This is a genomic window from Enterobacter sp. MGH 4 (assembly GCF_000534735.1).
GTDB lineage: Bacteria > Pseudomonadota > Gammaproteobacteria > Enterobacterales > Enterobacteriaceae > Enterobacter > Enterobacter intestinihominis.
On the sequence record NZ_KI973294.1, the window covers coordinates 45204 to 66869 of the forward strand.

The 21666-nt window shown below is 53.4% G+C and carries 26 protein-coding genes and 3 pseudogenes; all 29 read right to left on the reverse strand.

Going from position 1 to position 21666, the window contains the following annotated elements; all coding sequences use genetic code 11:
- Positions 1–454: 454 nt before the first annotated feature.
- Positions 455–667 carry a helix-turn-helix transcriptional regulator gene (locus L350_RS08085; RefSeq protein WP_003826341.1) on the reverse strand — a complete coding sequence of 71 codons (213 nt, stop codon included), beginning with the start codon at positions 665–667 and terminating at the stop codon, positions 455–457.
- Positions 668–790: 123 nt separating this feature from the next.
- Entirely contained in the window at positions 791–2023 is a 1233-nt protein-coding gene (locus L350_RS08080; RefSeq protein ID WP_080686363.1) for an integrase arm-type DNA-binding domain-containing protein, read from the reverse strand.
- Positions 2024–2171: 148 nt separating this feature from the next.
- Positions 2172–2264, reverse strand: a pseudogene (locus L350_RS24715) (hypothetical protein); the annotation flags it as partial.
- A complete protein-coding gene (locus L350_RS08075; RefSeq protein ID WP_023325694.1) occupies positions 2265–2618 on the reverse strand; it encodes a contractile injection system sheath initiator in 354 nt (117 codons plus the stop codon). It lies immediately after the preceding pseudogene.
- Positions 2618–3373 (reverse strand): Gp138 family membrane-puncturing spike protein, encoded by a 756-nt coding sequence (locus tag L350_RS08070; protein ID WP_032625695.1) that lies wholly within the window; start codon positions 3371–3373, stop codon positions 2618–2620. Before L350_RS08070 ends, L350_RS08075 begins: the two co-directional genes overlap by 1 nt.
- Before the next feature lie 40 nt (positions 3374–3413).
- The gene (locus tag L350_RS08065; protein ID WP_023150235.1) at positions 3414–3830 is read right to left on the reverse strand and encodes a hypothetical protein; all 417 of its coding nucleotides are present in this window, start codon (positions 3828–3830) and stop codon (positions 3414–3416) included.
- A gap of 21 nt (positions 3831–3851) precedes the next feature.
- A complete protein-coding gene (locus L350_RS08060) occupies positions 3852–4205 on the reverse strand; it encodes a hypothetical protein (RefSeq protein ID WP_032625700.1) in 354 nt (117 codons plus the stop codon).
- A 2-nt stretch (positions 4206–4207) separates the two neighbouring features.
- Positions 4208–5272, reverse strand: coding sequence for a hypothetical protein (locus tag L350_RS08055; protein ID WP_032625702.1), 1065 nt, complete (start codon positions 5270–5272; stop codon positions 4208–4210).
- Between the two features lie 2 nt (positions 5273–5274).
- Positions 5275–5577, reverse strand: a complete 303-nt coding sequence (locus L350_RS08050; RefSeq protein ID WP_032625704.1) for a phage baseplate plug family protein — start codon at positions 5575–5577, stop codon at positions 5275–5277.
- The gene (locus tag L350_RS08045; protein WP_032625709.1) at positions 5577–6164 is read right to left on the reverse strand and encodes a phage baseplate protein; all 588 of its coding nucleotides are present in this window, start codon (positions 6162–6164) and stop codon (positions 5577–5579) included. Before L350_RS08045 ends, L350_RS08050 begins: the two co-directional genes overlap by 1 nt.
- Positions 6164–6724: pseudogene (locus tag L350_RS24880) on the reverse strand (lytic transglycosylase domain-containing protein); the annotation flags it as partial. The pseudogene L350_RS24880 and the gene L350_RS08045, both read right to left, overlap by 1 nt.
- Positions 6725–6841: 117 nt before the next feature.
- Positions 6842–8380, reverse strand: a pseudogene (locus L350_RS24720) (lytic transglycosylase); the annotation flags it as partial.
- A complete protein-coding gene (locus tag L350_RS24725) occupies positions 8370–8534 on the reverse strand; it encodes a DUF6889 family protein (RefSeq protein WP_023229521.1) in 165 nt (54 codons plus the stop codon). The pseudogene L350_RS24720 and the gene L350_RS24725, both read right to left, overlap by 11 nt.
- 23 nt (positions 8535–8557) lie before the next feature.
- On the reverse strand, positions 8558–9010 hold the full coding sequence (locus tag L350_RS08035; RefSeq protein ID WP_023332016.1) for a phage tail assembly chaperone: 453 nt from the start codon (positions 9008–9010) through the stop codon (positions 8558–8560).
- A gap of 3 nt (positions 9011–9013) precedes the next feature.
- Entirely contained in the window at positions 9014–9454 is a 441-nt protein-coding gene (locus L350_RS08030; protein ID WP_032625718.1) for a DUF3277 family protein, read from the reverse strand.
- A gap of 11 nt (positions 9455–9465) precedes the next feature.
- The gene (locus L350_RS08025; protein ID WP_032625720.1) at positions 9466–10611 is read right to left on the reverse strand and encodes a DUF3383 family protein; all 1146 of its coding nucleotides are present in this window, start codon (positions 10609–10611) and stop codon (positions 9466–9468) included.
- Positions 10612–10614: 3 nt separating this feature from the next.
- Positions 10615–11160, reverse strand: a complete 546-nt coding sequence (locus L350_RS08020) for a phage neck terminator protein (RefSeq protein ID WP_023150228.1) — start codon at positions 11158–11160, stop codon at positions 10615–10617.
- Complete coding sequence (locus L350_RS08015) at positions 11153–11557, reverse strand: hypothetical protein (protein WP_032625723.1); 405 nt, start codon at positions 11555–11557, stop codon at positions 11153–11155. Before L350_RS08015 ends, L350_RS08020 begins: the two co-directional genes overlap by 8 nt.
- Positions 11557–12063 carry a hypothetical protein gene (locus tag L350_RS08010; protein ID WP_023150226.1) on the reverse strand — a complete coding sequence of 169 codons (507 nt, stop codon included), beginning with the start codon at positions 12061–12063 and terminating at the stop codon, positions 11557–11559. Before L350_RS08010 ends, L350_RS08015 begins: the two co-directional genes overlap by 1 nt.
- Complete coding sequence (locus L350_RS08005) at positions 12060–12470, reverse strand: DUF4054 domain-containing protein (RefSeq protein ID WP_032625727.1); 411 nt, start codon at positions 12468–12470, stop codon at positions 12060–12062. The genes L350_RS08010 and L350_RS08005 overlap by 4 nt, the downstream gene beginning before the upstream one ends.
- Entirely contained in the window at positions 12442–12852 is a 411-nt protein-coding gene (locus L350_RS08000; protein WP_032625729.1) for an STY1053 family phage-associated protein, read from the reverse strand. Before L350_RS08000 ends, L350_RS08005 begins: the two co-directional genes overlap by 29 nt.
- Positions 12853–12897: 45 nt before the next feature.
- A complete protein-coding gene (locus L350_RS07995; RefSeq protein ID WP_032625733.1) occupies positions 12898–13845 on the reverse strand; it encodes a DUF2184 domain-containing protein in 948 nt (315 codons plus the stop codon).
- 11 nt (positions 13846–13856) lie between these two features.
- On the reverse strand, positions 13857–14360 hold the full coding sequence (locus tag L350_RS07990; RefSeq protein ID WP_032625735.1) for a structural cement protein Gp24: 504 nt from the start codon (positions 14358–14360) through the stop codon (positions 13857–13859).
- Between the two features lie 11 nt (positions 14361–14371).
- Positions 14372–15646 (reverse strand): DUF2213 domain-containing protein, encoded by a 1275-nt coding sequence (locus tag L350_RS07985; protein WP_032625738.1) that lies wholly within the window; start codon positions 15644–15646, stop codon positions 14372–14374.
- Positions 15647–15907: 261 nt separating this feature from the next.
- Positions 15908–16441, reverse strand: coding sequence for a phage head morphogenesis protein (locus tag L350_RS07980; RefSeq protein WP_032625740.1), 534 nt, complete (start codon positions 16439–16441; stop codon positions 15908–15910).
- A 70-nt stretch (positions 16442–16511) separates the two neighbouring features.
- Positions 16512–17981: a DUF1073 domain-containing protein gene (locus L350_RS07975; RefSeq protein WP_032625742.1), complete on the reverse strand. Its 1470-nt coding sequence runs from the start codon at positions 17979–17981 to the stop codon at positions 16512–16514.
- Between the two features lies 1 nt (position 17982).
- Complete coding sequence (locus tag L350_RS07970; protein ID WP_032625744.1) at positions 17983–19599, reverse strand: terminase large subunit; 1617 nt, start codon at positions 19597–19599, stop codon at positions 17983–17985.
- 198 nt (positions 19600–19797) lie between these two features.
- Positions 19798–20400, reverse strand: coding sequence for a hypothetical protein (locus tag L350_RS07965; protein ID WP_032625746.1), 603 nt, complete (start codon positions 20398–20400; stop codon positions 19798–19800).
- Positions 20401–20644: 244 nt separating this feature from the next.
- The gene (locus tag L350_RS07960; RefSeq protein ID WP_032625749.1) at positions 20645–21649 is read right to left on the reverse strand and encodes a tyrosine-type recombinase/integrase; all 1005 of its coding nucleotides are present in this window, start codon (positions 21647–21649) and stop codon (positions 20645–20647) included.
- Between the last annotated feature and the right edge of the window lie 17 nt (positions 21650–21666).

Here is a 21666-nt window from a genome sequence, read left to right on the forward strand (position 1 = left end):
CACCACGCCCCGCCATAAATCGGGGGTATAGGTGAATTACGGGCGTAAAAATACCGCTATACGGAAATCAGCGGCTACCCGCTATGTCAGTCAGGCTGCTAAACCCGGCACCCGTTTTGTGAGGTGCGAAATAATCATAACCATGCCCGCCATGTTGACGCAAGCGCTTTATAACATCCGGCGAATTTTTCCGGGGAAAGAACCTCGCTTTATGAACACTATGAATACCCTATGAATACCTTAGATAAAGGTGTTCATAGCCTATCTATCTGATTTTTAATACCTATATTCAAATCATGAACACTATGAATACCTTTGTGCATTTTTCTGCAAACATTCCACCGCCGCCCGATGAAATGCCTTTCTCTGGCTGGTGTAAGTTACCGTTGCTGGCAACAGACAATAAAAAAGGCTTGCCCCTTTCGGTAACAAGCCCCGTCTATTTGCTCCGCTTTCATGCGGTACAGATCCCGCGCTTTTCACTTTGTTTCCCGATCCACGCTTCAACCTCGTCACGATACCAGCAGTTACGGCCTCCCACTTTAAAAGGCATCGGAAAACCGTTTCCCTCATCTTTGAGGAAATCATAGAACGCAGAATCAGAACGGTAGCGAAGACGCGCTTTAACCTCGCCTTTAAGTAGTATTTCACTATTCGATTCAGACATAAAAACCTCCGTATATATATGAATCAATTATAACAAATTTGAATAAAAAAGATACATTTCGGCGTTTGAATGGAATAAAAAAAAACTGGCATCTAGCCAGCAATAAACGTCGAGTTTTGAGGACTAACCTATCAGCCTTAATCCTTTATCGCCCTTTGTCTCAAGCAGTTCTCCGCGCTCTGCGCTATCGACATAATCCCCCCACCACTGCATGAGCATACGCCGCTGTTCAAAGTAATCAGTACGATTGTAGATATTGCGGATCGCGTTCCTGCTTCTGTGAGCAAGTGCCGCCTCAATAACATCAGGGTTAAACCCTTCTTCATTCAGCACAGTAGATGCAAGCGACCTAAGCCCGTGAGTAACTACCTCTCCGCTTAGCGATGTTTTATGAATAGCGATCTGCCCGGTACATTTCCCAATCGGCTTATCTCCCTTTTTGCCGGAAGGAAAAATAAACGCCCCGCGCCGCCATTTTTCAGCATTGCGTAAAACAGCTATTGCTTGCGCGGACAGCGGTACAGCGTGTGGCCTTTTCCCCTTCATTCTTTCAGACGGAATTTTCCAAACAGCACTGTCTAAATCAATTTCGTCCCAAACAGCCAGGCGAGCCTCAGAGGGCCTTACCATCGTTAAAAGCTGGAAGTAAACACACAGCCTTATCGGCTCCCACATACTCAGCCCCAGCCATTCAGAAAGGAACACAGGCAATCTGCCTTTATCCATCACGGGCATTGGTACGCTTCTTTTGGCTGGGAAAGCCTTGCCGATTTTTAGCAGGCAATTATGGTCAATGACTCCGGTGTTTACCGCATAATCCATTACCGAATTGAGCACAACTATCATCTTTTCCACAGAGGCGGGACGATCTGCAAACTCTCTCATTGCCTGAATTGTTGAGGCGGCATTCATTTTATGTACCGGCTCGTCACCAAGAACACTATTCAGCGTTTTTAAAGCCCCCTCGTAGCCTCGAATTGTATTGCTGCGGATTCCCTCCGTGATTTTTATTTTCAGCCAGTTATCAGCGATAACAGAAAACTGCTGTGCATGTTTTTTCCGCTTGTCGCTGAGTTCTTCTTTTTTAACCTCATTCGGATCTATCCCTCTGGCAACTTTCCTTCTGGCTTCTTCTCTCGCCTCTCTCGCTTCTGCGAGACTAAATTCAGGATATCGCCCAATAGTTAAGGTCTGCCTTTTTCCGGTTATGGGGTGCGCATAGCGGAATCGCCATGATTTCCCACCGGACTTAGTTACATACAGAAGGAGTCCAAAGCCATCATGAAGACTGTAATCTTTAAGCTGTGGCTTCGCGTTCTTAACTTCTGCGTTGGTAAGTGGTTTAACAAGCATCATCAGCCCCTTTCACTGCTTCCGCTGTGGTTTCTTTCGTAGTCCCACTTATGGCGAATTGAACCCCAGATAGACGAATGCAATCGAATGGATTCAAACACCATAAGCAGGGACTAAACCCAGCAACACCGCGCTTTATTGAACGTTAACGTATTGATTCATAGATATTAAAATAATCAGGCGCACTGATCCCCTCAGCGGTTACCGTTGCCGATAAGCCGAGTGTGTCCAAATTGAGGGCCATTTATGCCTCGCTGGTTACTGTCGTTGTTCCGTAGATAGTGTCGATTTCAGCGAAGAACTGGACGCGGCGCGTCGTAGTGTTCACTGTCGTATTGAAAGAGAGAATGGATTTAACGCCCCGCGTTTCGAGGATACGCTTACGGATCGCCAGGTTGTAGGTTTCTGGCTTCTGTTTACCGAGTACGGACTGAATCCACGGTGTGCCCTCGGTAGTGTCGAGGAACCATTGCCCATACCATAATTCGAATCGCGTTTTTACCGCCTGGGCCACGGCCTCGGGTGAGTTAATCAGCCAGGTATCATCGCCGCTGCCAAAGGTGTAATCACCGTCGGCGTCTTCACGTCTGTATCGCATCAGTTTGGCGCTCCTGTATTACCGCCGCCGGTCTGTACTCCGCCGTGCGTATGCGTCATCAGACTCTTACCACCGGCTTTTACATCGTTAGTCACCGTGACAGGGCCGAGCATCGTCGCGGTACCGCCACTTGCGCCCATACCCTGAGAGAGATTCCCGTTTATTGTCACGTTCCCGTTAAGCGTGATAGTGGGTGATGTGATCGTGGTTCCTCCTTCTGCTGTCGCCGTCAGCGCGCCGGGGGTTTTAACCGTGATGTTATGACCTGCGGCCACTTCAACAAACGCAGCGCCATCATCAGTGCGCAGCTGCGCGCCACTGGTGCTGATTCCGCTGATTTTCTGTGCCTGTGACTGGGGCCCGACGATACAGAACGCATCCGATAAATCATGCACCCGGTCGTCGACAGGCTCCTGCACCCCGCCGTTCTGCCACCAGAAATCGATGCAGCGATCGGCGAAAATCACCAGGCATTCATCACCAGCTTTAACCGGGAACGTTAGCGTGCAGCCGCCCCCGCGCGGAAATACCACCGGCACATCCACCAGCAGCGGGTAATTTTTGGTAACGCGGTTGCCGTCGTTATCGGTTTCAACAGAGCGGATAGCAGGCTGCACAACCGCCGTCACCGCGTCAGGGTCGAATGACTGAACGATTCCAGGCAAAGCGACGCGGATCTGGTTTTTTGTCGTGTCCCGCTCAGATTTGAATGTTTCGGCAAGGTCGCCGCTGCGGGTCTGGTCAGATACTGCCATTTGGTAGGCTCCAGAAAGCAAAAACCCGCCGGGTGGCGGGTTAGTTGAATGTTTTATAGGTAACAGTTCGGTTTTTGTCTCCTACCGTCCCGTAGCACTCTATTGTATGAGTGATTCGACTATTGAAGGCGTTCATTCCAGAAAAATGCAGGGTAAAGTAATAAACTTGCTTTCCATTTTTCTCGTCGATCCCGCTTTCAGTCTGTTCGGTTTCGAATGTGTCCGGCAACGATAAAGAAGATCGGGCGATATCCTTACAGGTAAATATCACTTCATTCTTTAAAAGAACATCCTCTGACAAAGTAGGAGTATTACTTGATTGTTGCGCTGCAGCCTTTTCAGGGGCTTCGGTATTACCAGACACTTTGTCAGTTTCATTGTTTTTATGGTTTCCAATTAAATAACCTACAACAATGACAACTAATAAAACTATTTTCTTTGACCTGCTGACCGCCATAAACAAAGTCCATTAATTACTTTAATCAGAAACTTTTTTGCATGGGAAAGAGCCGATAACTTTCGGCGCGTCCATACTATTCTGCAGCAGTTGGACATTCAGGAATCGCGTTTCGGTACCCGGACGGCGAATGTATTCAAAGCCATAATTGTTGCCATCTTTAGCAGGCATAAGCCCCATGTCTGCCTTCATACCGTTTCCATTACCGAGAGTTTTGATTTTCTGGGAGGTAACAGTCTCACCATTAATCCTGAACAATGAGTCAGGAACCAACTCCAATTTGTAACCACCACATTGCAATGTGATGCCGCCGGGATTTGCAGCAAAAGCTAACCCAGGCAGGAAACAGAGTCCGATAACAATCAACTTTTTCATTCTTATCCTTCCCGCTGTAAAGACGACGACGAACGGAGGTCCGCCGCGCCACGCGCTTCGCACATCATATCCATGTACCACGCCTGGCCCCTTGTGTCGCCAGTGTACATAATCCCGCGCACAATATAAACGCCATCCGTTGCGATGCTGGCAGGCTGCGCCGTGGTGCCGCTGAGCGTGATATTTCCGTCCGTGTTCTGGTCGGTGATCTGCCCACCGGCCATAGCGATATCGTTGTTCGACAGTGCGGTGCGATACACGGAAGCCTGATCCAGCTGAATGAGCCCGTTAACCCGGATGTTCGGGTTAATCAGCGCGCGGACGTTTACGCCGTTGCCGATGGTCTGCTGCGGCATGCCGATCAGCCCGGTGGCGCTGTTGAGCACAATCGCGTCGTGAACATACTCGTTATTCGCCACCATTTGGCGCTGACCGTCCACGAATTGCCATGTTGCCCCACATTGTCCGGCCACGTTATCCATAAGATGCCGTGTCATGCCGAACAGCACCCGGCCCCGGGGGAAGACGGTAGCAGGCATTTCAGGCGTCAGACCTTCGGTAGCACCTTTGGCCTCGAAGTCTTTCATTAGCGCGCGGTTCACGTCAGCGACCGTATAACCGGCCGCCAGCGTCTGCGAGGTTATGCTGGTGGCAAAAGCCAGATCCGTATCGGCTGCCTGAATCAGGACGTAGGAATCAATAGGGCTGTCTTTACCAGTGACCGAGTAGCGAATTTCGCCGCAGAAAATCAGCCCGTAGTTGCGGCCATCACTCTGGCCCACGTCCGCCGCGTCGACTTCACGCACGGTCCCGACGTCGCTTGCCGATACCTCCGGCGCGATACCGTCGTAACCTGCAATCAGCCGCACTTTCGAAAATTCCTGCCCGGTGATGCGGTTCACCGTATCGGCTGACAGGTTGTAAATCTTGAACGTTCCCACCCGGGACGCGCTGCTGATGTTGAACCAGTCGATCGTAAAGGTCACTTTAAAATCGCTGAGCTCAATACCCTGCCCGTTCTCGTCCACGAGCTGCAGCTCGAAATGTCTCATCCAGTTCTGTGACATGCTTACTCCATTGATACCAGTAAATGACTGCGGCCGCCCAGGTCGGTTTTTGTCGGATAATCCTGTGTGCTGTCGTCACAGACCACCACCAGCTTAAAGCCAAGCCCCATATAGGCGTACTGCGCCAGCAGGTCAGCGCCCGTGACGAGAGGAATACCGGAGATTACCGGCTCCCCTCTGTCGTTCTGCAGGTCCATAATCCAGTACATATCGCGCCAGGTGATACTAATCCGCCAAGTGGTCCCCGCCAGGATGATGCTGAATTGCTGGTTATCCGCTGTAAGCGGGATTTCCTGAATTGCCATTAGCCGAGTCCCAGTAATGACGCCGCGTTACCCGTGATGCTTTTCAGCAGCGAGGTATTTGGCGGCTTTGTGGTTTTGTTGCCGGTATTCAGTACCGCCGACGTGCTGGCCCCGTCCTTCATGTTGGTTTTATCCGCGACGGTGATCTGCTGAGTCTGCGAGATAAGAACCTCCCTCAGGGTGAGGACGGCGGACAGGACGTTTTCGGTTGTCTTGTCTGTCGTCACTTCCAGCGCGCGGATCAGCATGTTGCTATACAGCCGTTTGCCGGTCACCACGTCGAAAGGAATACGGCTCGCCTGCAGGTCAAGTATCTCCTGATACGTCTGCTGGGGACTCAGCCCGAGAAGACTGGTGGCCGTCAGGTTACTGGCAAAGTCCAGCAACGATCCGCCACCAGCGAAACCGACCTCCATCACCACTTCAGACGGTTTTTTGTAGGCATGGTCGGCGATGGCGGCCCCGACCTCGACAGGGTGCTCGGTTATCTCCAGCGTGTCGGTATGTTTCTCAGAAACAACCACGCTGGGGACAATCATCCCTATTTTCCGGGTCTGCTGTTGAAAGAGAGTTGAGAGAATATCCATTAGCCCACCTTCGTTTGATTACCGCGCATAACCTGGGCGTTTGCCGACTGCTGTCGACGCTCGACCTCGGTACCAACAGAACGCGGATCACCACCACCGTAAATGTGATAGGTGTTCTGCTGCTGTACCTGCGCACCCTTTCCGGGCATGTTACTCAACACCTTAGGAATGTAGTTGCGGGTTTCCTGCGGCATCAGGGCCATCCCATGTTTCTGCACGTTCCCGATCCCCCAGTTGTATGAGGCCAGCGCCTTGCTCAGGTCACCGCCATTCGCCTTCAGCAATTGTGAGAGATATTTAGCGGCTGCCTGCGCGGCCTTTTCAGGATTGAATACGTCGTTCCCGCGCAGTCCCATGTCACGCGCGGTACCGTCCATAAACTGAAACAGCCCTTTAGCGCCAGCCCCTGAAACAGCAAACTGATTACCGCCCGATTCTGTTATGGCCACACTACGCAGCAAACCTTCCGGAAGCCGGTAGAGCTGTTCCAGGCTGGTGAGCATCGGTTGCATCCATCCCAGCAGCTCAGAGCCTGCTTTTGTAGGCTGCGGCTGCTTAACCCCTGAAAGAGGTAAGCCACTCGCATCTGTGGGGGTGAATGCTGCCGCCTCTGCAGTCGGGAACATACCATCAGCAATTTGTTTTATACCCTCTGCAATTTTGCCGAGCACGCCGGTACTACGGCCGTGATATTCAGCAGCCTCTTTCCGTGATTTTTCCTGTGTGCCGTTCAACTCATCAATTTGCGGATCACGCTTGTCCTCATGAATCCCGCGAGCCTCTCCAGCCTCGCTACCAAACAGCCAGCCTTTGACGGTTTTACCCACATTTCGCGGATCGAACCCCAGATTGTCGTTAAACCATTCCGCCGTCTGGTTAGCGCTATCCGTCACTTCAGGCATTGCTGACGGTTTATCGCTCCCCTGATTCAGGAGCTGCTTACCAACACTGGCCGCATCAGCCCAGCGCCCGTCTTTAATGGCGTTCAGCAGGTCGGCGATCATATTCAGCATCCTGCTGAACTCGCCCATCTGGTCGATGAAGTTGCTGAAATCCCACTTCAGGGACCATGATTTAGGGTCAATGTTGAGCAGTTTCGCCAGCGCTTTCGCCAGTTCGTTAACGGTCGTTTTAAGGTCACGAACCATCTTCAGCGCGGCATCGACTTCCGGCTTCCACTTGCCCCAGTCAATCAGGCTGTCCCCGCCTTCCTTCCAGGTCTGATAGTCCTCCCACAGAAGGGCAATCCCCGCCGCCAGCGCGGTAATGAGGCCAATCGGCGACATCCAGAACGTACTGTTCAGAATGCGCAGCGCAATCGTCAGCGCGCCGAACAACGAGATTAGCTCCCGCGTTTGCTTATCCAGCGATTGCCACCAGGTGATAAGGCTGGATGTCCCCTCAATAAGCCGGAAGAACAGCCGCCCAATAATGTCCCCGAGCGCCAGAATGCCTTTTATGGCTTTCGTCAGGGTCTGCTCGATGCGCGGAAAGTTATCCAGGATGTGGCGGCGCAGCGTGTCCAGCGAACCCGCCAGACCACCAGCAAGATTAGAGCCGATTTTGTCACGGGCCATGCCTGCCATCGCGCCGAACTCGCGCAGGGAGGTCATGAATTTGTTGGAGCTTCTGGCCGCCTCGTCAGCATTGAAGCCGATAGCTTTCGCCATTGCGCTGTACTGCCCGGAGAAACCGCCCACACCCCGACGCATCGCCATGAGGGTATTTTCGTCAATGCCCAGCATCTGCGCATACTGGTTAGCCCGGTAGTACGGCATGCTGCTGAGCTTCTGGCCGACGCCCGTAAAGATAGCGGCCATGTCGCGCATGTTGCCGCTGGCGTCACGGGTCTGTACGCCCAGGCGATTCAGAAAGCCTTCCGCACCGGGATTGTTACGAACAAACCGGGAGAGGTTTTCCAGAGAGGATCGCGCCGCGTCAACGCTGCCGCCTACCTGCGAAACCGCATAGCCAATAGACTGAATCCCCTGAACCGTCGCGCCGGTGCGCTGTGACGCCCAGTAGAGATTATCCAGACCGGAGGCGATCTTAGCCGTGAAGGCCACCACGGTAAGCGCGGCACCTTCGACGGCCAGCCCCATTTTGATGGCGTTTGCGGTCGTACCGGCGAGAACAGAATCGAACTTTGACGCGCCCGCTTCATCGATATCGAAGCCGAGCGAGACGAGAAAATCTTTAATAGTCTCAGCGTTCATTATCCTCTCTCCATTTCTCAATACGGCGCTGGTTGTCAGCTTTAACGGCAAGGTGGTCATTCATCAGCGCGATATCGCACAGATCGACAGATCCATCCTTCAGCGCGTAATAAGGGATTAACCCGGCGTCAACCGGGTCAAGGAGATAAGACAGCCCGTCAGGCAGGCTGTTGAGGGTTAACCCTGAGGCTGGCCCGGCGTCGCGCTGGTAGGGCTCACGGGCAAAAAATTTCCCAGTGAATCGGCGACCACCCGCGCCACCAGCTGCAGCATGGTCAGCAGGTCGATATCATCGAACATCAGCTGACCGCTGTTAAATACCGGCGTCCATCCGTCCATGTGCTTGCGTGATACCACAGCCAGGCACGGATGAATAATCGCGTTGGTGTCTTCTTCGGTCAGGGAAGACAGTTTTTCAGCGATACACGGCAGCAGGGTTTCAAACACCGGTTGTAGTTTATCGAATTTCACGTTGTCGATTTTGCCATCAGCAGGCAGAAGGGAGCGAATGCTCCCGAAATCTGACATCATCCCCGCCAGCACCGGCAGCAGTTTGCGGGTCACTTTCAGCTGGTCAAAAACGCTGAGTTTTGCCACGCGGTAATCGTGGCCTTTGATTGAGCATTCCATCTGTTAAAACTCTCCGAGAACCTGGTCGATTTTGCCGCAGTCAAACACCCAGGGCATCGTATTACCGGCTTTAGCGTTGGCGTTATCCGGCTGTTTCTGGAACGCCACGCTGCGCGCCGTGATGATGTCACCGCTCACCTTGTTTCGGATCACAATGACGTTGTTTCCCCAGGTGCCTGAGGACTGACTCTGCGCGTTGTACGCCAGCGACAGCTTTTTGTTTGTCGGCGAGGTCTTCAGCAAATTGACGGTTACCGTGCCGCTTTTATCCGCGTGCAGGCTGTGCATCACTTCGCCGTCAGCGCCGATGGTCATGGTATTTTTGGGGCCGCCCATTGCAACGATAATCCCCTCCTCTGAACTGGCGGAACCGTAGCCCAGATCAATCTCGCCGGTCGGGCCGGAGAGGGACGCCGTGACGTCCATAAAAGAATAAGTAGCCATTCATGTTCTCCTTAGCGAACGACGTTGATCTGAACATCAGCGAAATGAACCGCGCCAGCCAGCTTACAGGCCACCTGAATAACCGGTGCCTTACGTGCTTCACGGTCTGCCTGCGCCTGCTCTGAAATCGGCTGCGCGTAGACGTAATAGCCTTTTGTCAGCGTGTCGCCGGAATCCAGCTGCCCAATCGGGCCACCGTTCCATACGCCAGCAGCCACCAGCCCGTTCGTGACTGACTGATCCATCGACTGTTCAACATTGGAAAGCAGACGCGTAACGCCAGCATCGGTCTGTGGGACTTTGGTTGTGCTGGTGTAGAGCAGGTTGTACAGGTTGGTCTGAACGTAGTTCTGCAGCCAGTCGAGCCCGTGGCGTTCGTCGAAGAAATCACCGCTGGACATGACGCCCTGCTGCAGGATGGCTGTATCGTTCTGGTAGTACACAAATACGTTGCAGTTCTTGGCATCCAGCGCCGCCGCCTGATTGGTGGTCAGGGTTTCATACGTGATCCCCGGCTCCTGTTTGAACTTCAGGGTAATGGTGGTGTTACTGCCGTTGAAATTCACCGTAAACGCGCGGCCAAATGCAGACAGTGCGGCGTACTTGCTGCTGGTGGAATACTGCACAAACGTGCGAGCGTATTTTGCCGCCTTCAGCTTATAAGCCAGATCGGTAGTGGAGGTCGCGTTTACTGTCTCAGGATCTGCAGTGGTAATTGCCAGAATTCGGCTGAGACTGGAGGCCTCGATCGCAGCGGCCACGCTCAGCCAGTCGGCATCGTCGATATCTTCATCGTCAGCAACGGCCAGACCGTACCAGTTCGTGTAATTCAGAACGGCGTTAACGGCCTGCAGCAGCGTTTCCGTCGAACCACTTTCAGCCGATACCAGCGTTTTAGCCCAGCGACCGACATACACCTGCTGAGGTTTCGGTGATTGCGAGAAATACACCGTAGCGGCTTCATATTCCGGGCTATCCACGCCGAAATCTGTGCCGATATCTTCCGGGGATGAGTAGAGGCGAATGCGCTCAGAAACCGGGATAACTGTAGAGCTCCCGAGAATTAGCAGCGAACCAAAGTTTCGACCAGTAGCCGCACGCGGCCCAATGATCACGTCGACATTAACGACGTTCGATACAGGTAATCCCTGCGGCATAATTTAGTCTCCGAAAAATGAGACGGGCGCATCTTGCAGCGTCCGGACGTTGTAGGTACGAATGTTTTTGCGGGACAGCGTGATGGTGAGGTCGTAGCGTCTCACCCACTGGTTGTTAATAAGTTCTGGCAGGTTGTAGATAGTCCCGGCCTCCACCAGCGAAAGCCCCGAGCGATTCAGTTCGGCGTTGTTTTGCTCAACGAATATCCCCGCGCGGAAAGTTGATGCAGTGTTGGCCCCCAGAGGGCCATAGAAGCAGCAAATCACCGTTACCTGTTCCCATGTCCATTGCTCGGACTGTTCTTCCGAAACCTGAACATCGGACTGGCTTAACGGCTGGGGAACGGTAGTGATACCGAAGGCGCACCACGTCACCCCGTTGTTTGGGATCTGCGGCTGCGGGTCAGTCCATCGGGGGAAAACAAGCGCGGCCGGCAAGCCAGAAACGCCACGAATCCACCGGCTGATTTCACGCTCCAGCGCCTCGTCATACTGGGGGCTATCCCCGACAGGCGTCAGATAACCGCGCGCGGTGCTGTCGTTACTCAACTGGCGTCCCTCCGTTAAAGTCCACCAGCTCACAATGCGCCTGGACGAATCCGGCTCCGTAACTGGTGTACGGATCGACAAATGTCACCCGGTAAGCACGCCCGTTATAGCTCACGATATCGGCATCAAGTCGCGGGGCGCTGTCTGTACCGGGCTGGCCCTGGGTTAATCTGAACTGCGTCACGATGAGGATAGCGCCGCTAATGTTCTGGCCTGCCGCCATTCGCCTGGCTTCCAGAGAACGGTCGACCGTCACCACGCCAGAGAACGGGATATCTTGAGCTGTGTTTTTCGTGAAATTGTCCTCATCCACCGTCTGAACCTGTCGGTGACAAACCAGACTGGTGTCCATGAAGTCGGGATCGAGAAGAACATCGCTCACATCGAGAAGAGGCATTATTTTTTCCTCACAACGTAGTTAATTGAGCGCAGCAGGTAACCGTGGGCATACAGCGGCTTGTCGCCGGGAATGCCCTCGGCCCGTCTGCGTTCGAGGGTTTTCTCAGAAAGTGGGTGCAGCCGGTCACCAGCACCAATAACGGCTTTTGCAGCGTCACGGGCAATCTGTCCGGCGCTTTCCAGCTCACGCACTGCTGCTTCAGTCTGCCCCTCCAGCGCGGCGGTTGCCGCTGCCTTGAGGTGTGCAGTGGTTCGGGGTTTTGAATCCTCGATCCCCATATCCAGAAAAGGACGCGGGGGGAGCGTGACCGTTGTACCGTCGATTTCCACCGTTGCGCCAGTCGAGTGGAGGTAGCCCAGTTCCGCGTTATTAATCGGAGAGCCATCCTCACGCCCTGCCTTGTCCTCAGGTATTCCCACCAGCACGTCCATTCCGGATAGCTGGCGGAGGGATTCCAGAACAGCCACGGCGTTATCAGCACGAACCGTTAACCCGCTTTTCATAGCAGCTGCCTGCCACCAGCACCGAACATCGACCACCACCAGTAGAACTCGCGCCCGTAGGCGGTGCTGTTCCAGAAACCGGCATCCGGATTGATTACTCCGGACACGTCATAGCTCACTGAAACCTTATCCACTGATTTAGAGGACACGACACCTGCTGCGCCGTTGCTGTTCACACCACCAGCGGCAGCGGCGGCCAGCGTGCGGCCGCGCAGCTCCGTATAGTGAGCCGTGAATAGTTCGGCCAGGTAGACGAACTGATCGCCCTGTACGTCCTGATTCAGAATCGAATCGGCCTGCCCCAGATAGAAATTCACTGAGGGGTCAGGGTAGCGGGTTGTATCGGCGAACTCGGGAAAGTCGGTGCGGAACTGCTCGTTAGTCGGAAGCCTGCTGTTTTTTGGCATTTTTCGCGTCCCCGCCGGTGTTATCGGTTTTGTCCGCGCTGTCGGCAGGTTTACCGCCTGCTGGTGCCTGAGCGGCTGCCAGCTGCGCTTTCAGGTCTGTGTTTTCATTCCCCAGCGCTGTGATGGTTTTTTCATGCTCAGCCAGCTGCGCTTTCAGGGTGTTATTTTCTTCTGCCAGGAGAACAAGGCTCGCGGAAAGGTCTTCATTGCTCTGCTCGTTCGCCAGGTCGGCTTCGTCAATCGGGCGCGCATAGGCTTTAAAGGCCCAGTGGTCCTTAACTTCTTTCGGGAAAGAGGAACTGTCGTGGATGCCCTGAGACAGCTCAAATTTAGAACCGTCGGCAAAGCTGAGAGTAGCGCCACCGGAAACAACGTATTTCATGTTTTTGCTCCATAAAAAAAGGCGGGTTTCCCCGCCTGTTTCAGGTTAAGACGCCGGAACGTCCAGGTAAGAGATCGTATTGGAATACGGGGTTTCCACCTGGCCCAGCTTGCCGTAGTAAGTGGTCAACTGCTGCAGGCCGCGATATTCCAGCGGCGTGTTCAGCAGAGGGACCATTGGGAAGCGAACGTATTTTTCGTCCTGGGTGTAAGCAACGATACGATGCGCGCCACCAGCGCCACGCTTGGAGGCCCACTTCATGGAGACGATCTCCAGTGGTGTGCCGTTTTCCTGAAACGCGATGGTGTTAATCTTCACGTATTCGAGCACGGAGATATTCCCTGCAGAGGAAACCTTTTTGCTCGCCAGCAGGCCGAACAGTTCCGGAGCCAGGCCGATTTTCGCCGGGCAAACTGCATAACCAGAACGAACCCAGCCATCAGACAGCACCAGGTTGATATCCTGGACAATCACATCCGGATCGGTGGTTGCGGTCCACGCTGCAGCTGCAGCAACAGGAGTAACATCCGGCAGGTTTAGAAGGCCAGCAACGCCGAGTTCGCTATCACCAATATAAACCTGTTCATCGGTGTCCATGTTCCATTTCAGCTTCATGCCTTCGTATTTCTGGACATCAACCGGTCGGCCCAGCTTCTGGGCAGAAATAAGCTCCGGTACCGTCCAGCTGATTTCCTGGCCCCACAGGGTGAGGTTATTACGGGTAGGCTGAATATCGATCTCGATACCAGGAATGGCTGTGGCTTTTTTACCGATCCAGTTTTTACCGTTAGGGTTTGGACCACCTACACCGACGAAACTGGTATTAGTGAAGGATGACACTTCATCGGCGATAGAAATGTCGCTGCGCAGCGGCATGTCGCGTGACCATTTGTAGGACACCAAAGGCATGTTTAGTGCCTGATCCATACGCTCCAGCTCGCCGATGAGAAACGCGCCGGTGGAGTCGATGGTCGCTCTGTCAAATGTAAACATTACTTATTCCCTCAGATGTTATAAGCGATTTCAATACGGCCATCGGCTTCACCCGGCCCCATGACCTCTGCATTTGGCAGCTGAGGTGTATTTGATGCGGTAGAGTCCGGCGACAGCACAAAGGAGCCAACCGGGCTTTGAGTGGTACCACCAGCCACGCGAACGTAAACCGGATCGCCTTTTTTCGCGGTCGCCGCGTTGCCTGCGGTAGCAGTTACGCAGATGTAACCGCGTTTAAGGTTGTCACCAACCTGATTAGCCGTCACACCGATGTAAGCAAGGTCCAGAGCAGAGGTAATCGGGAACGGACGAACCAGAATCCCTTTCACTTTGTTGATGGTGTCGCCGGACTCCAGCGGAACGAATTTATCGTTCACGTATTTACCCGGCAGCCCGTAGGAGGCGAATTGCTTCGAGTGGTCCAGGTTGACCGGCTCAATGGTGAGATCACGAGGACGGGTAACGCCCCCGGCAATGCCCAGGGGCATGCGCGTTAAATATGCAGTACCTGCCATGATGATTTACCTTATTTGTTTTTTGCCCAGAATTCGGCATTGACTTTGTTCAGTTCTGCCGGGGAAAGGTGTTTAGTGCTGATTCCGCTGTCCGTGGTGCGGGTGATGTTATTCAGCGGGACCAGCTGATTTTTCGCCTTATGCAGCGCCACAGCGGCAGTAAACACCGCGTCGACCGTTGCCTTAGGCGCTTTGTAGAAATCATCCACACCGAACGATTTCAGGCTGTCACCGGTGCGCATTGCGTGATTCAGCACCTGACGTTTCAGGCTCTTATCGCCAGCAGGCTGGAAGCCAGGGCAAATAATTTCCGCGTCGGCGATCAGGTTGCGCTTAAAGGCTGCGTCGCCCGTCACTTTCCGGTTTTCTTCTTCGTCTTCGTCGGTGGTCATGTTGCCGGGGTCCGGATCGTTATCGGTGGTTTTACCCTCCAGCTTTTCCAGACGAGCCAGCAACGCTTTCGCCCAGGCTGGAATTTCTTCATCACCCGTGCCGGTTTTGTCTTTGTTCGGATCGCCTTCGTCCGTGGTGGTGGTGCGATTGCCTTCAGGCAACGCGGTGGCCTGTGAAGGAATGTTGATGGTGATAGAGGAACCGGGGATTGAAGGCATGCCATCAGACGGCATATCCGGCGCTTCGTCGATGAGTTTTGCCAGTGCATCCTCATCTTTCGTTTTAATGGCCTGAGCCAGTTTTTTAAGCCATGACATTACAGGCTTCTCCTTTGTTGTTGATGGGATGGAATCCCCGATTGCACAGCGGCCACCAGCACGCCCCCGGTCGATGCCGACAGCGAGGTGGTTACCTGTGATTTGGTATTGCTTGCCCTTACCGGGGGCCAGCTGCTTGTACTGCGCGTCATAGCCACAGCTGACATCGGTCAGGCCAGAATTCACCGCGTCGATTGCTTCCTGCCGTTTAATCAGTACGTCAGCAATGAGCAGATCCGATTTATCGCCGGTGCCGCGCCGGACGTTCTGAATGTGTCCGTGTGCCAGCTCTGCGAAGTTAGAGGGGTTTACGAAAACGATGTTGCCCAGACTGTCCTCTGGATGCCCCAGCGTGACGGCTACGCCCTCAAAGCTCGCCATCGTCTCCGGGGAAAACACCTCGTCTTCCGTTCGCCAGACCGTCACCGTGCCGGTGCCGTCCGGTTCGAGGTCGATTTCCTCAGGTAAATAGACCTGCGTCCCTGTGCGTGCGATCGGCACGTCTTTACACAGCAGAGAGCCGTCCGCCTGCAGATAGCGCGTTTCTCCCAGGCGTGTAGTGAAGAAATATTTCATGGGTTACCTGCTCGATTACGGGCAACAAAAAGGCCGCCCGGAGGCGACCTTGTGAGATGGGAAAAATGTTCGAAATAACGGGCTATTTAACATAAGGGTTCTTACCCGCACCGACGAAAATGGACTGGATTAAAATGTCCCCTTAAAGCCGTAAAAGTAGCGATTAACTGGGCTGAAAATCGGCCTTTTCGAATACAACATTTTCATAACATTTCGCAGGTATTGCAGTTCGCATGAAATGAATGCTCAAAGCCGTATTTTTCATTTTCTCGGTGCTGGAATCTGTACTTCAGGCCAGCATTTGCAGTTCGGCAAACATCCGGCGTGTCCGGTCATACCGTCCAGCGTCGGCGGGTTATCCCAGCGCACAAATTTATCTTTCATCTTGCGGTGAGAATCCCGCGTTCCGGCCCCCTCAATACGCCACCAGTAGCCCTCTGAGCCAACCGAAAGGGCTCTGGCCTGCGTCAGCGCGCCGGTAGCACGTCCAATCTCTGTACGGGCAATCAGCTGCGCCCTGCTGGCGGCCACGTCACCGGAGGCCATGATCATCTCGTAGAGCTCGTCCGGACGTTCGCCACTGATAACCGCCTGCATTGCGCGCTGTTGTATGTCCATCACGCGATCGGCGGCTTCCAGCGGCAGGGACTTCATCAGCTGAATCTGGCGGTATACGATATCCTGCGCCACCTGCCCGACAGGGGTATTACCCACCACATCGCGCAGGCCAGCGCCAATTTCCTCTGATACCGATTTCCACAGGTTCCATTCCTCCTGCTCGACCTGGGCAAACATCCTTCGCCCGACCTGCTCTGCCCAGTCGCTGATTACCTCGGAATAGTCCACCAGCGTTTTCGAAATGCTGTCAGCGCTGGCCTGTGAACCATCGTAGGTACCATCGACGATCTGCCCTATCTGGTTTGCTATCGCCAACATGCTTTTTCGATACTGGATCTCCGAACGGCGGCGGAGGGATGGTTTCAGGTTCATCCTCCTCCCACTGGGCCTTCGCATCTTCTATGTCCTCGTCAGTGATAGAACCACCGATCCCAATCACATCAGAAATGTTCCTGAGGTCGTTAAGCGCGGCTGCCGGAGGCATTCCGAGGTCACGAACGGCGGTACCGAGTGCAGTAACCACATTGTTCGCCATCGTTGCACGGTCCACGTCTGACATCTCCCAGAGCTTGTTAAACTCGAAAGTAAAATCGTCAGGCAGTGGCTCACCGAACAGAGAACGCCAGGAGATATCGAGCAGCCAGCGGATATGGCGGCGTAAGCGTCTCTCCTGCAGCGAGTTAACCCGGCTGTAGTAGTTTTCCAGATCGCCGTCGCCGGTATTGAAACCTGCAGGGGACTGCCCGAACAGACGGACAAGAGGAATTCCCGTCGCGCCAGAAACCTGCTCAGCGAAGCGCAGGAGGACATCCGCGATACCGGCGAACGTATAGCTGTGAGTCTCGAATTTATCCCTTGAGTCCATCATGGTCATGCCTTCGATGGTCTGAAACTCACGAATCATGTCCATGTGCTTCATCAGCGACTTTTCCAGATCACCGCCTTTGGCAAGGATGTCACGAAGCTTTTCAATGCTGTAGGTTCGCAGATGTGCTTTGTGGATCAGCTGTGTGGTGCCGACCGTTGCAGTATCGAACGCCTCGATACGCTCGAAAATACGCTCCACAACAGACATCCCCCAGCCGTTTTCCGTCTGGGCCTGCTGGAAAGGTAGCGTATCACCCTCCATGCGGATAACGCGGCTATGGTGGATCTTCCAGGGGGGGATCCCCTGCTGGTTCGTGATTACCTTGTAATATTTCGGTTTCCCAAAATCGGGACCGTAATCAGTAACGAGATCGTAATAACTCGGGTTAACCATCCAGCGGTCAAGGCTCATCACGCCCTTAAACTGCCCCTCTTTAATACGATCCAGTTTCAGTGGGGAGGACATATCCTGCCCTTCAAGCAGGACCACCAGCACCGCGCCACCATACAGTCGGGACCATTTGAGGTTATCGTTAAGCCCATCCCATATAGCGAGCTCATCCCAGAAGGTTTCGAGCTTGCCTTTTTGGCCGGGTTTCAGCTTTGAGCTGATGTTAATGCCCTTGCGGGTCATATCATCGGCCATCGCATCCACACCGGCCCCCACGAGGAACGATGAACGATACGCAAACTCCAGCATCACCCTGTTACGGCTGATGTACCCCGGCATGTACATTCCGCCCGTCTGGATGTTTCTGGTGTCGCTGCCAAGTTTGGCCGTGAAATTGTTGTACCCGTCAGATGTCCTAACGGGCTGCTGTGCGCCGTTCTGGCGTTTCTTTCGGGACATGTCACGCTCCGGCCAGTTTGGCCCAAGTATCAAGAGAGGAATCCATCGGCGCGTAATTAATCATTACGGCGTCTGCAAGGTTCGGCGATTTTGTGCCTTCCGGCTGTTTATCCACGAGGATTTTACCGACGGCGTTTTTCGACCATGTAGGCTGTGAAAGCTCCATCAGCAGGCGGTCAATATTTTCTATCTCGCTGCTTATCGAAATGATTTCGTCGGGGTTGTAGTCCATCCCGTTCAGCGCGCGGAAGGTGTTACGAAACAGCTTGCGAAGATGCCACCAGCTCTGTGCTTTCGCGTTCGCGAAGAAGTCTTTATTCAGGCGCGCCGCTTTACCGTTATCACCAGGAACGGCTTCATCTTCCGGATCGAATACGCTACCGCTACCACGGAAAGGTGTAGCTGTGATTGTTCCCCGGCCTTCAGCCTGCCTGAGCTCGTTTATCACGCGAGCATCGCCACGCGCACCAGCACCCAGACCGTCCTCATCGAAACGGAACTCATCCAGACCGTAATCGTCACAATACCCAAACGATTTAACGACAGAAGCGTAGATGTCGCTCCCAATGCCAGACCATTCGTGAACGTTCTGCAGAAGGAAGCCATAGCGGCAAGAAAAGCCGTTTTTGTCTTTCCCTTCGTCCGCGATATCCATTGCGCCGAGGCGCTGGCCGCTGGGCTGAATACCCAGTTTGATATGCGCGTCGACGGCAGCCTGCACCCATTCAGAAGGAATGAGAATCCCCTCTGTTGATGCGCTGTAGTTCAGGTCCAGTTCCTGAGCAACGATAATCGGATCATCAATTTTCAGACATTCGTTGCGGTACCACTCGTCATCCTTGCGCGGGTCGCTGCGCCAGTGGAACGTAAACACCGGGATGTTTCCGCTGTGGCGCTTTTTAGCAAACGGGTTATTCATGCCGTTGACCGAAGAGAGGTCTATACGGCAGCGGGTGGTCTGTGATAGCGCAGCATCGATGAGATATGGCCGTTTGAGGAATGCCGACTCATCCACAAAATAAAGCGTGGTACGGTCACCACGGCCAATGTTATCGCCAGCCTCTCCCTTGATGATCGCCCCTGATTCTGGAAATTCCACCTCCATGAATCTGGAGTGTTTTTTTTCATTCCAGCCACCGCGAAACTCTACCGGGAGCAGTTCGATAAATTTTCTTGCTTTCCAGAAAAGTGATTTTGGGTCGCTCGTTGAATCGACGTACATCTCTTTACGGCTACCAAAACCAATCACCATATCTTTGTTAAACAGACACAGGGAACAGGCAAGGCCGACAGAAGTCCAGCTCAGCCCCATTTCACGGCTTTTCTCTGTGAGCCCATTTTCACGATTTCCGCGCCTGTCCATGATCCAGTGAATCCATTCCTCCTGGCGTGGGAACAGCAAAAACGGGATGGTGGCAGGCAGGCCATAATCGAGGTTACGCGGGTCCGTCGTCATACCCCAGTCGATGATGAACTGAGCCGGGTTAGTGCGGTAAAACTCACGGAGTGCCGGAAGCATTTCAGGCGCTTTCCTGATCCGCTCCAGCCTCTCCATTCTCCACTCAAACACGGCGGTATAGTCCGGTTTGCGGAAGTCAAAGGGGAACGGGATCGGCACAGAAAAATTCCTCAAAAACGCCCCGATTTAACATAATGGTCGTTACCCGCACTGGCGCAACAGCACCCATCACGCAAATGGCGTGAAGCCTCTGTTTTGAACAGAAAAGTGATCAAATCGGGATGAATAAAACGTGCATAAAACGGGTCAAAAAGTGCATAGCGTTTTTACGGTTCGAAACGCCTGTTTTTGCAATTTTCAGCCCAGGTATTTTTTGTAGATATCGGCTGCTTCCTGCGGGGTCAGGTTCGCCGCGTCGGCTTTGGCTGCCTCGTCCATATTGTTGAACGGTTCGAAAATTTTCGGTGCCCCCAACTCCATAAGCAGGGTTGCCGGAACTTTCACTCCCTCAGCCTCAAGCAGCTGCGCCGCCTCCAGCGCGGAGTATTTCCCGGCTACCTTATGTTTCATCACCTCGCGAAGCACATCACGCTGACGTTCTTCCTCGCTATAGACGCTGGTACCAAGACCGAGCACCTTTGAGAAAACAGCAATATCGTTGTGCGTGGGCAGCACATCTTCAATCGTGGTTTTCACACCATCCGGCGATGTGGTGACAACCTTCCGTTTACGAACGTCCAGGCTCTTACCGGCGACGCGGTTTATTTTTTCTCTGAGAGCTTCGCGAGCCTCAGTGAAAGCGCGCTCAAACTCGATATTCTCTTTACGCCAGCGACGGATCGTCGTCTCGTCCACACCTAAGCGCTGAGCAACCATCCGATTGCTGATTTTGCTACGGGCTAATGCCATGTCCATAACGATACCGACGTAGGCTTTTCTGAAGCTTTTTTTAGGAGCCATACTTCCGCCTAAGTCAATGTGATTATTTTTTGTTCAAAATCCAATTTCTCCGATCCGGGTGCGGCGTATCACGCGGTAAATTCTGGCGTGCAGGCCGCGTCCTCTCTGGTGCCAAGTTCGGCATATCAGAGGGGGTAAAAATGCGGCATATCCTTTTTTTCGGGAAAACTGCGATTTGATGCCCGGAGGCCGCGCAGAATGGGGAGATAGTGGATCGCCCTAATATTTCCACTATGTGGATAACTCAGTCCAAATCCATCTCCACCACTTCACCGAACAGGTGACCGTAAACATCCATTGTGGTTTTGATGTTCGAATGCCCAATAAGTCGGGAAACCTTCAGGATATCGACGCCTTTGTTTGCCAGGCGAGATACAGCAAAGTGGCGAAGATGATGGAATCGCTTAATGCCATAGTCGTTCAGAGTTCTGACGAGAACGCCCTGAGTGCCGTAGCTGGTAGCGAGGCATGCGCCGGTAAACTGGTTGCAGATAAGAGGCTCAGAGGTACCGAGTTTACTTTTATCCAGCAACGCGAAAAGCTCACGCGGCATCCGTACCCGGCGCTCCACTCCTCTTTTCAGCCCCTCATGTATAACGCCGTCAACAACATGCCCCCGGATGTCGATCCAGTCGGCTGAAACGTCGTTATACGTAACCGCCAGAGCCTCACCGATTCGCAGGCCACAAATCCCGAGCCAGCACGCGATACGCTCACGAACTGGCGCGTTATTCAGTAGCTCCCTGACCGATGATGATGGCGGTATGGTGATGGGTCGACGCTTCCGGCGCGCGGGACGGTCAACAGGGTTAAAAGTGATGAGCCGTTTTTCCACCAGCAGGAAGAAAGCCGAACGAATCCAGCGATGGCAGCCGGTGCGAACCGAATCAACGATATCGCGATGGCTGATATGGAGAATGTTTTTTCCCAGTATCGGCCCGTCTACAGCGAGAAGATCGTGACGGCATTTCGTATATGACGACAGCCGTATGATATTTTTTTCCAGCTTGCCGGCCTGATACCCCAGATAAAACAGAATTAACTTTCGGAAAGTCCAGGAATGGTCTATTCCGGTCCAGCTGGCGGTTCGACAATCCAGTTCGATATTCTGTTTTTGCCAGAAAAGATGTGCGGCATCATCAATATTCTTAAAAATGCGGCGGCGTCCATGACCGGATTTTTCATCCTTCCAGTGGACGTAATATTTTGATTGTCCATTGGCATCAGTGGATTCTTTTATTGAAGCCATACTGAACAATCCTCACT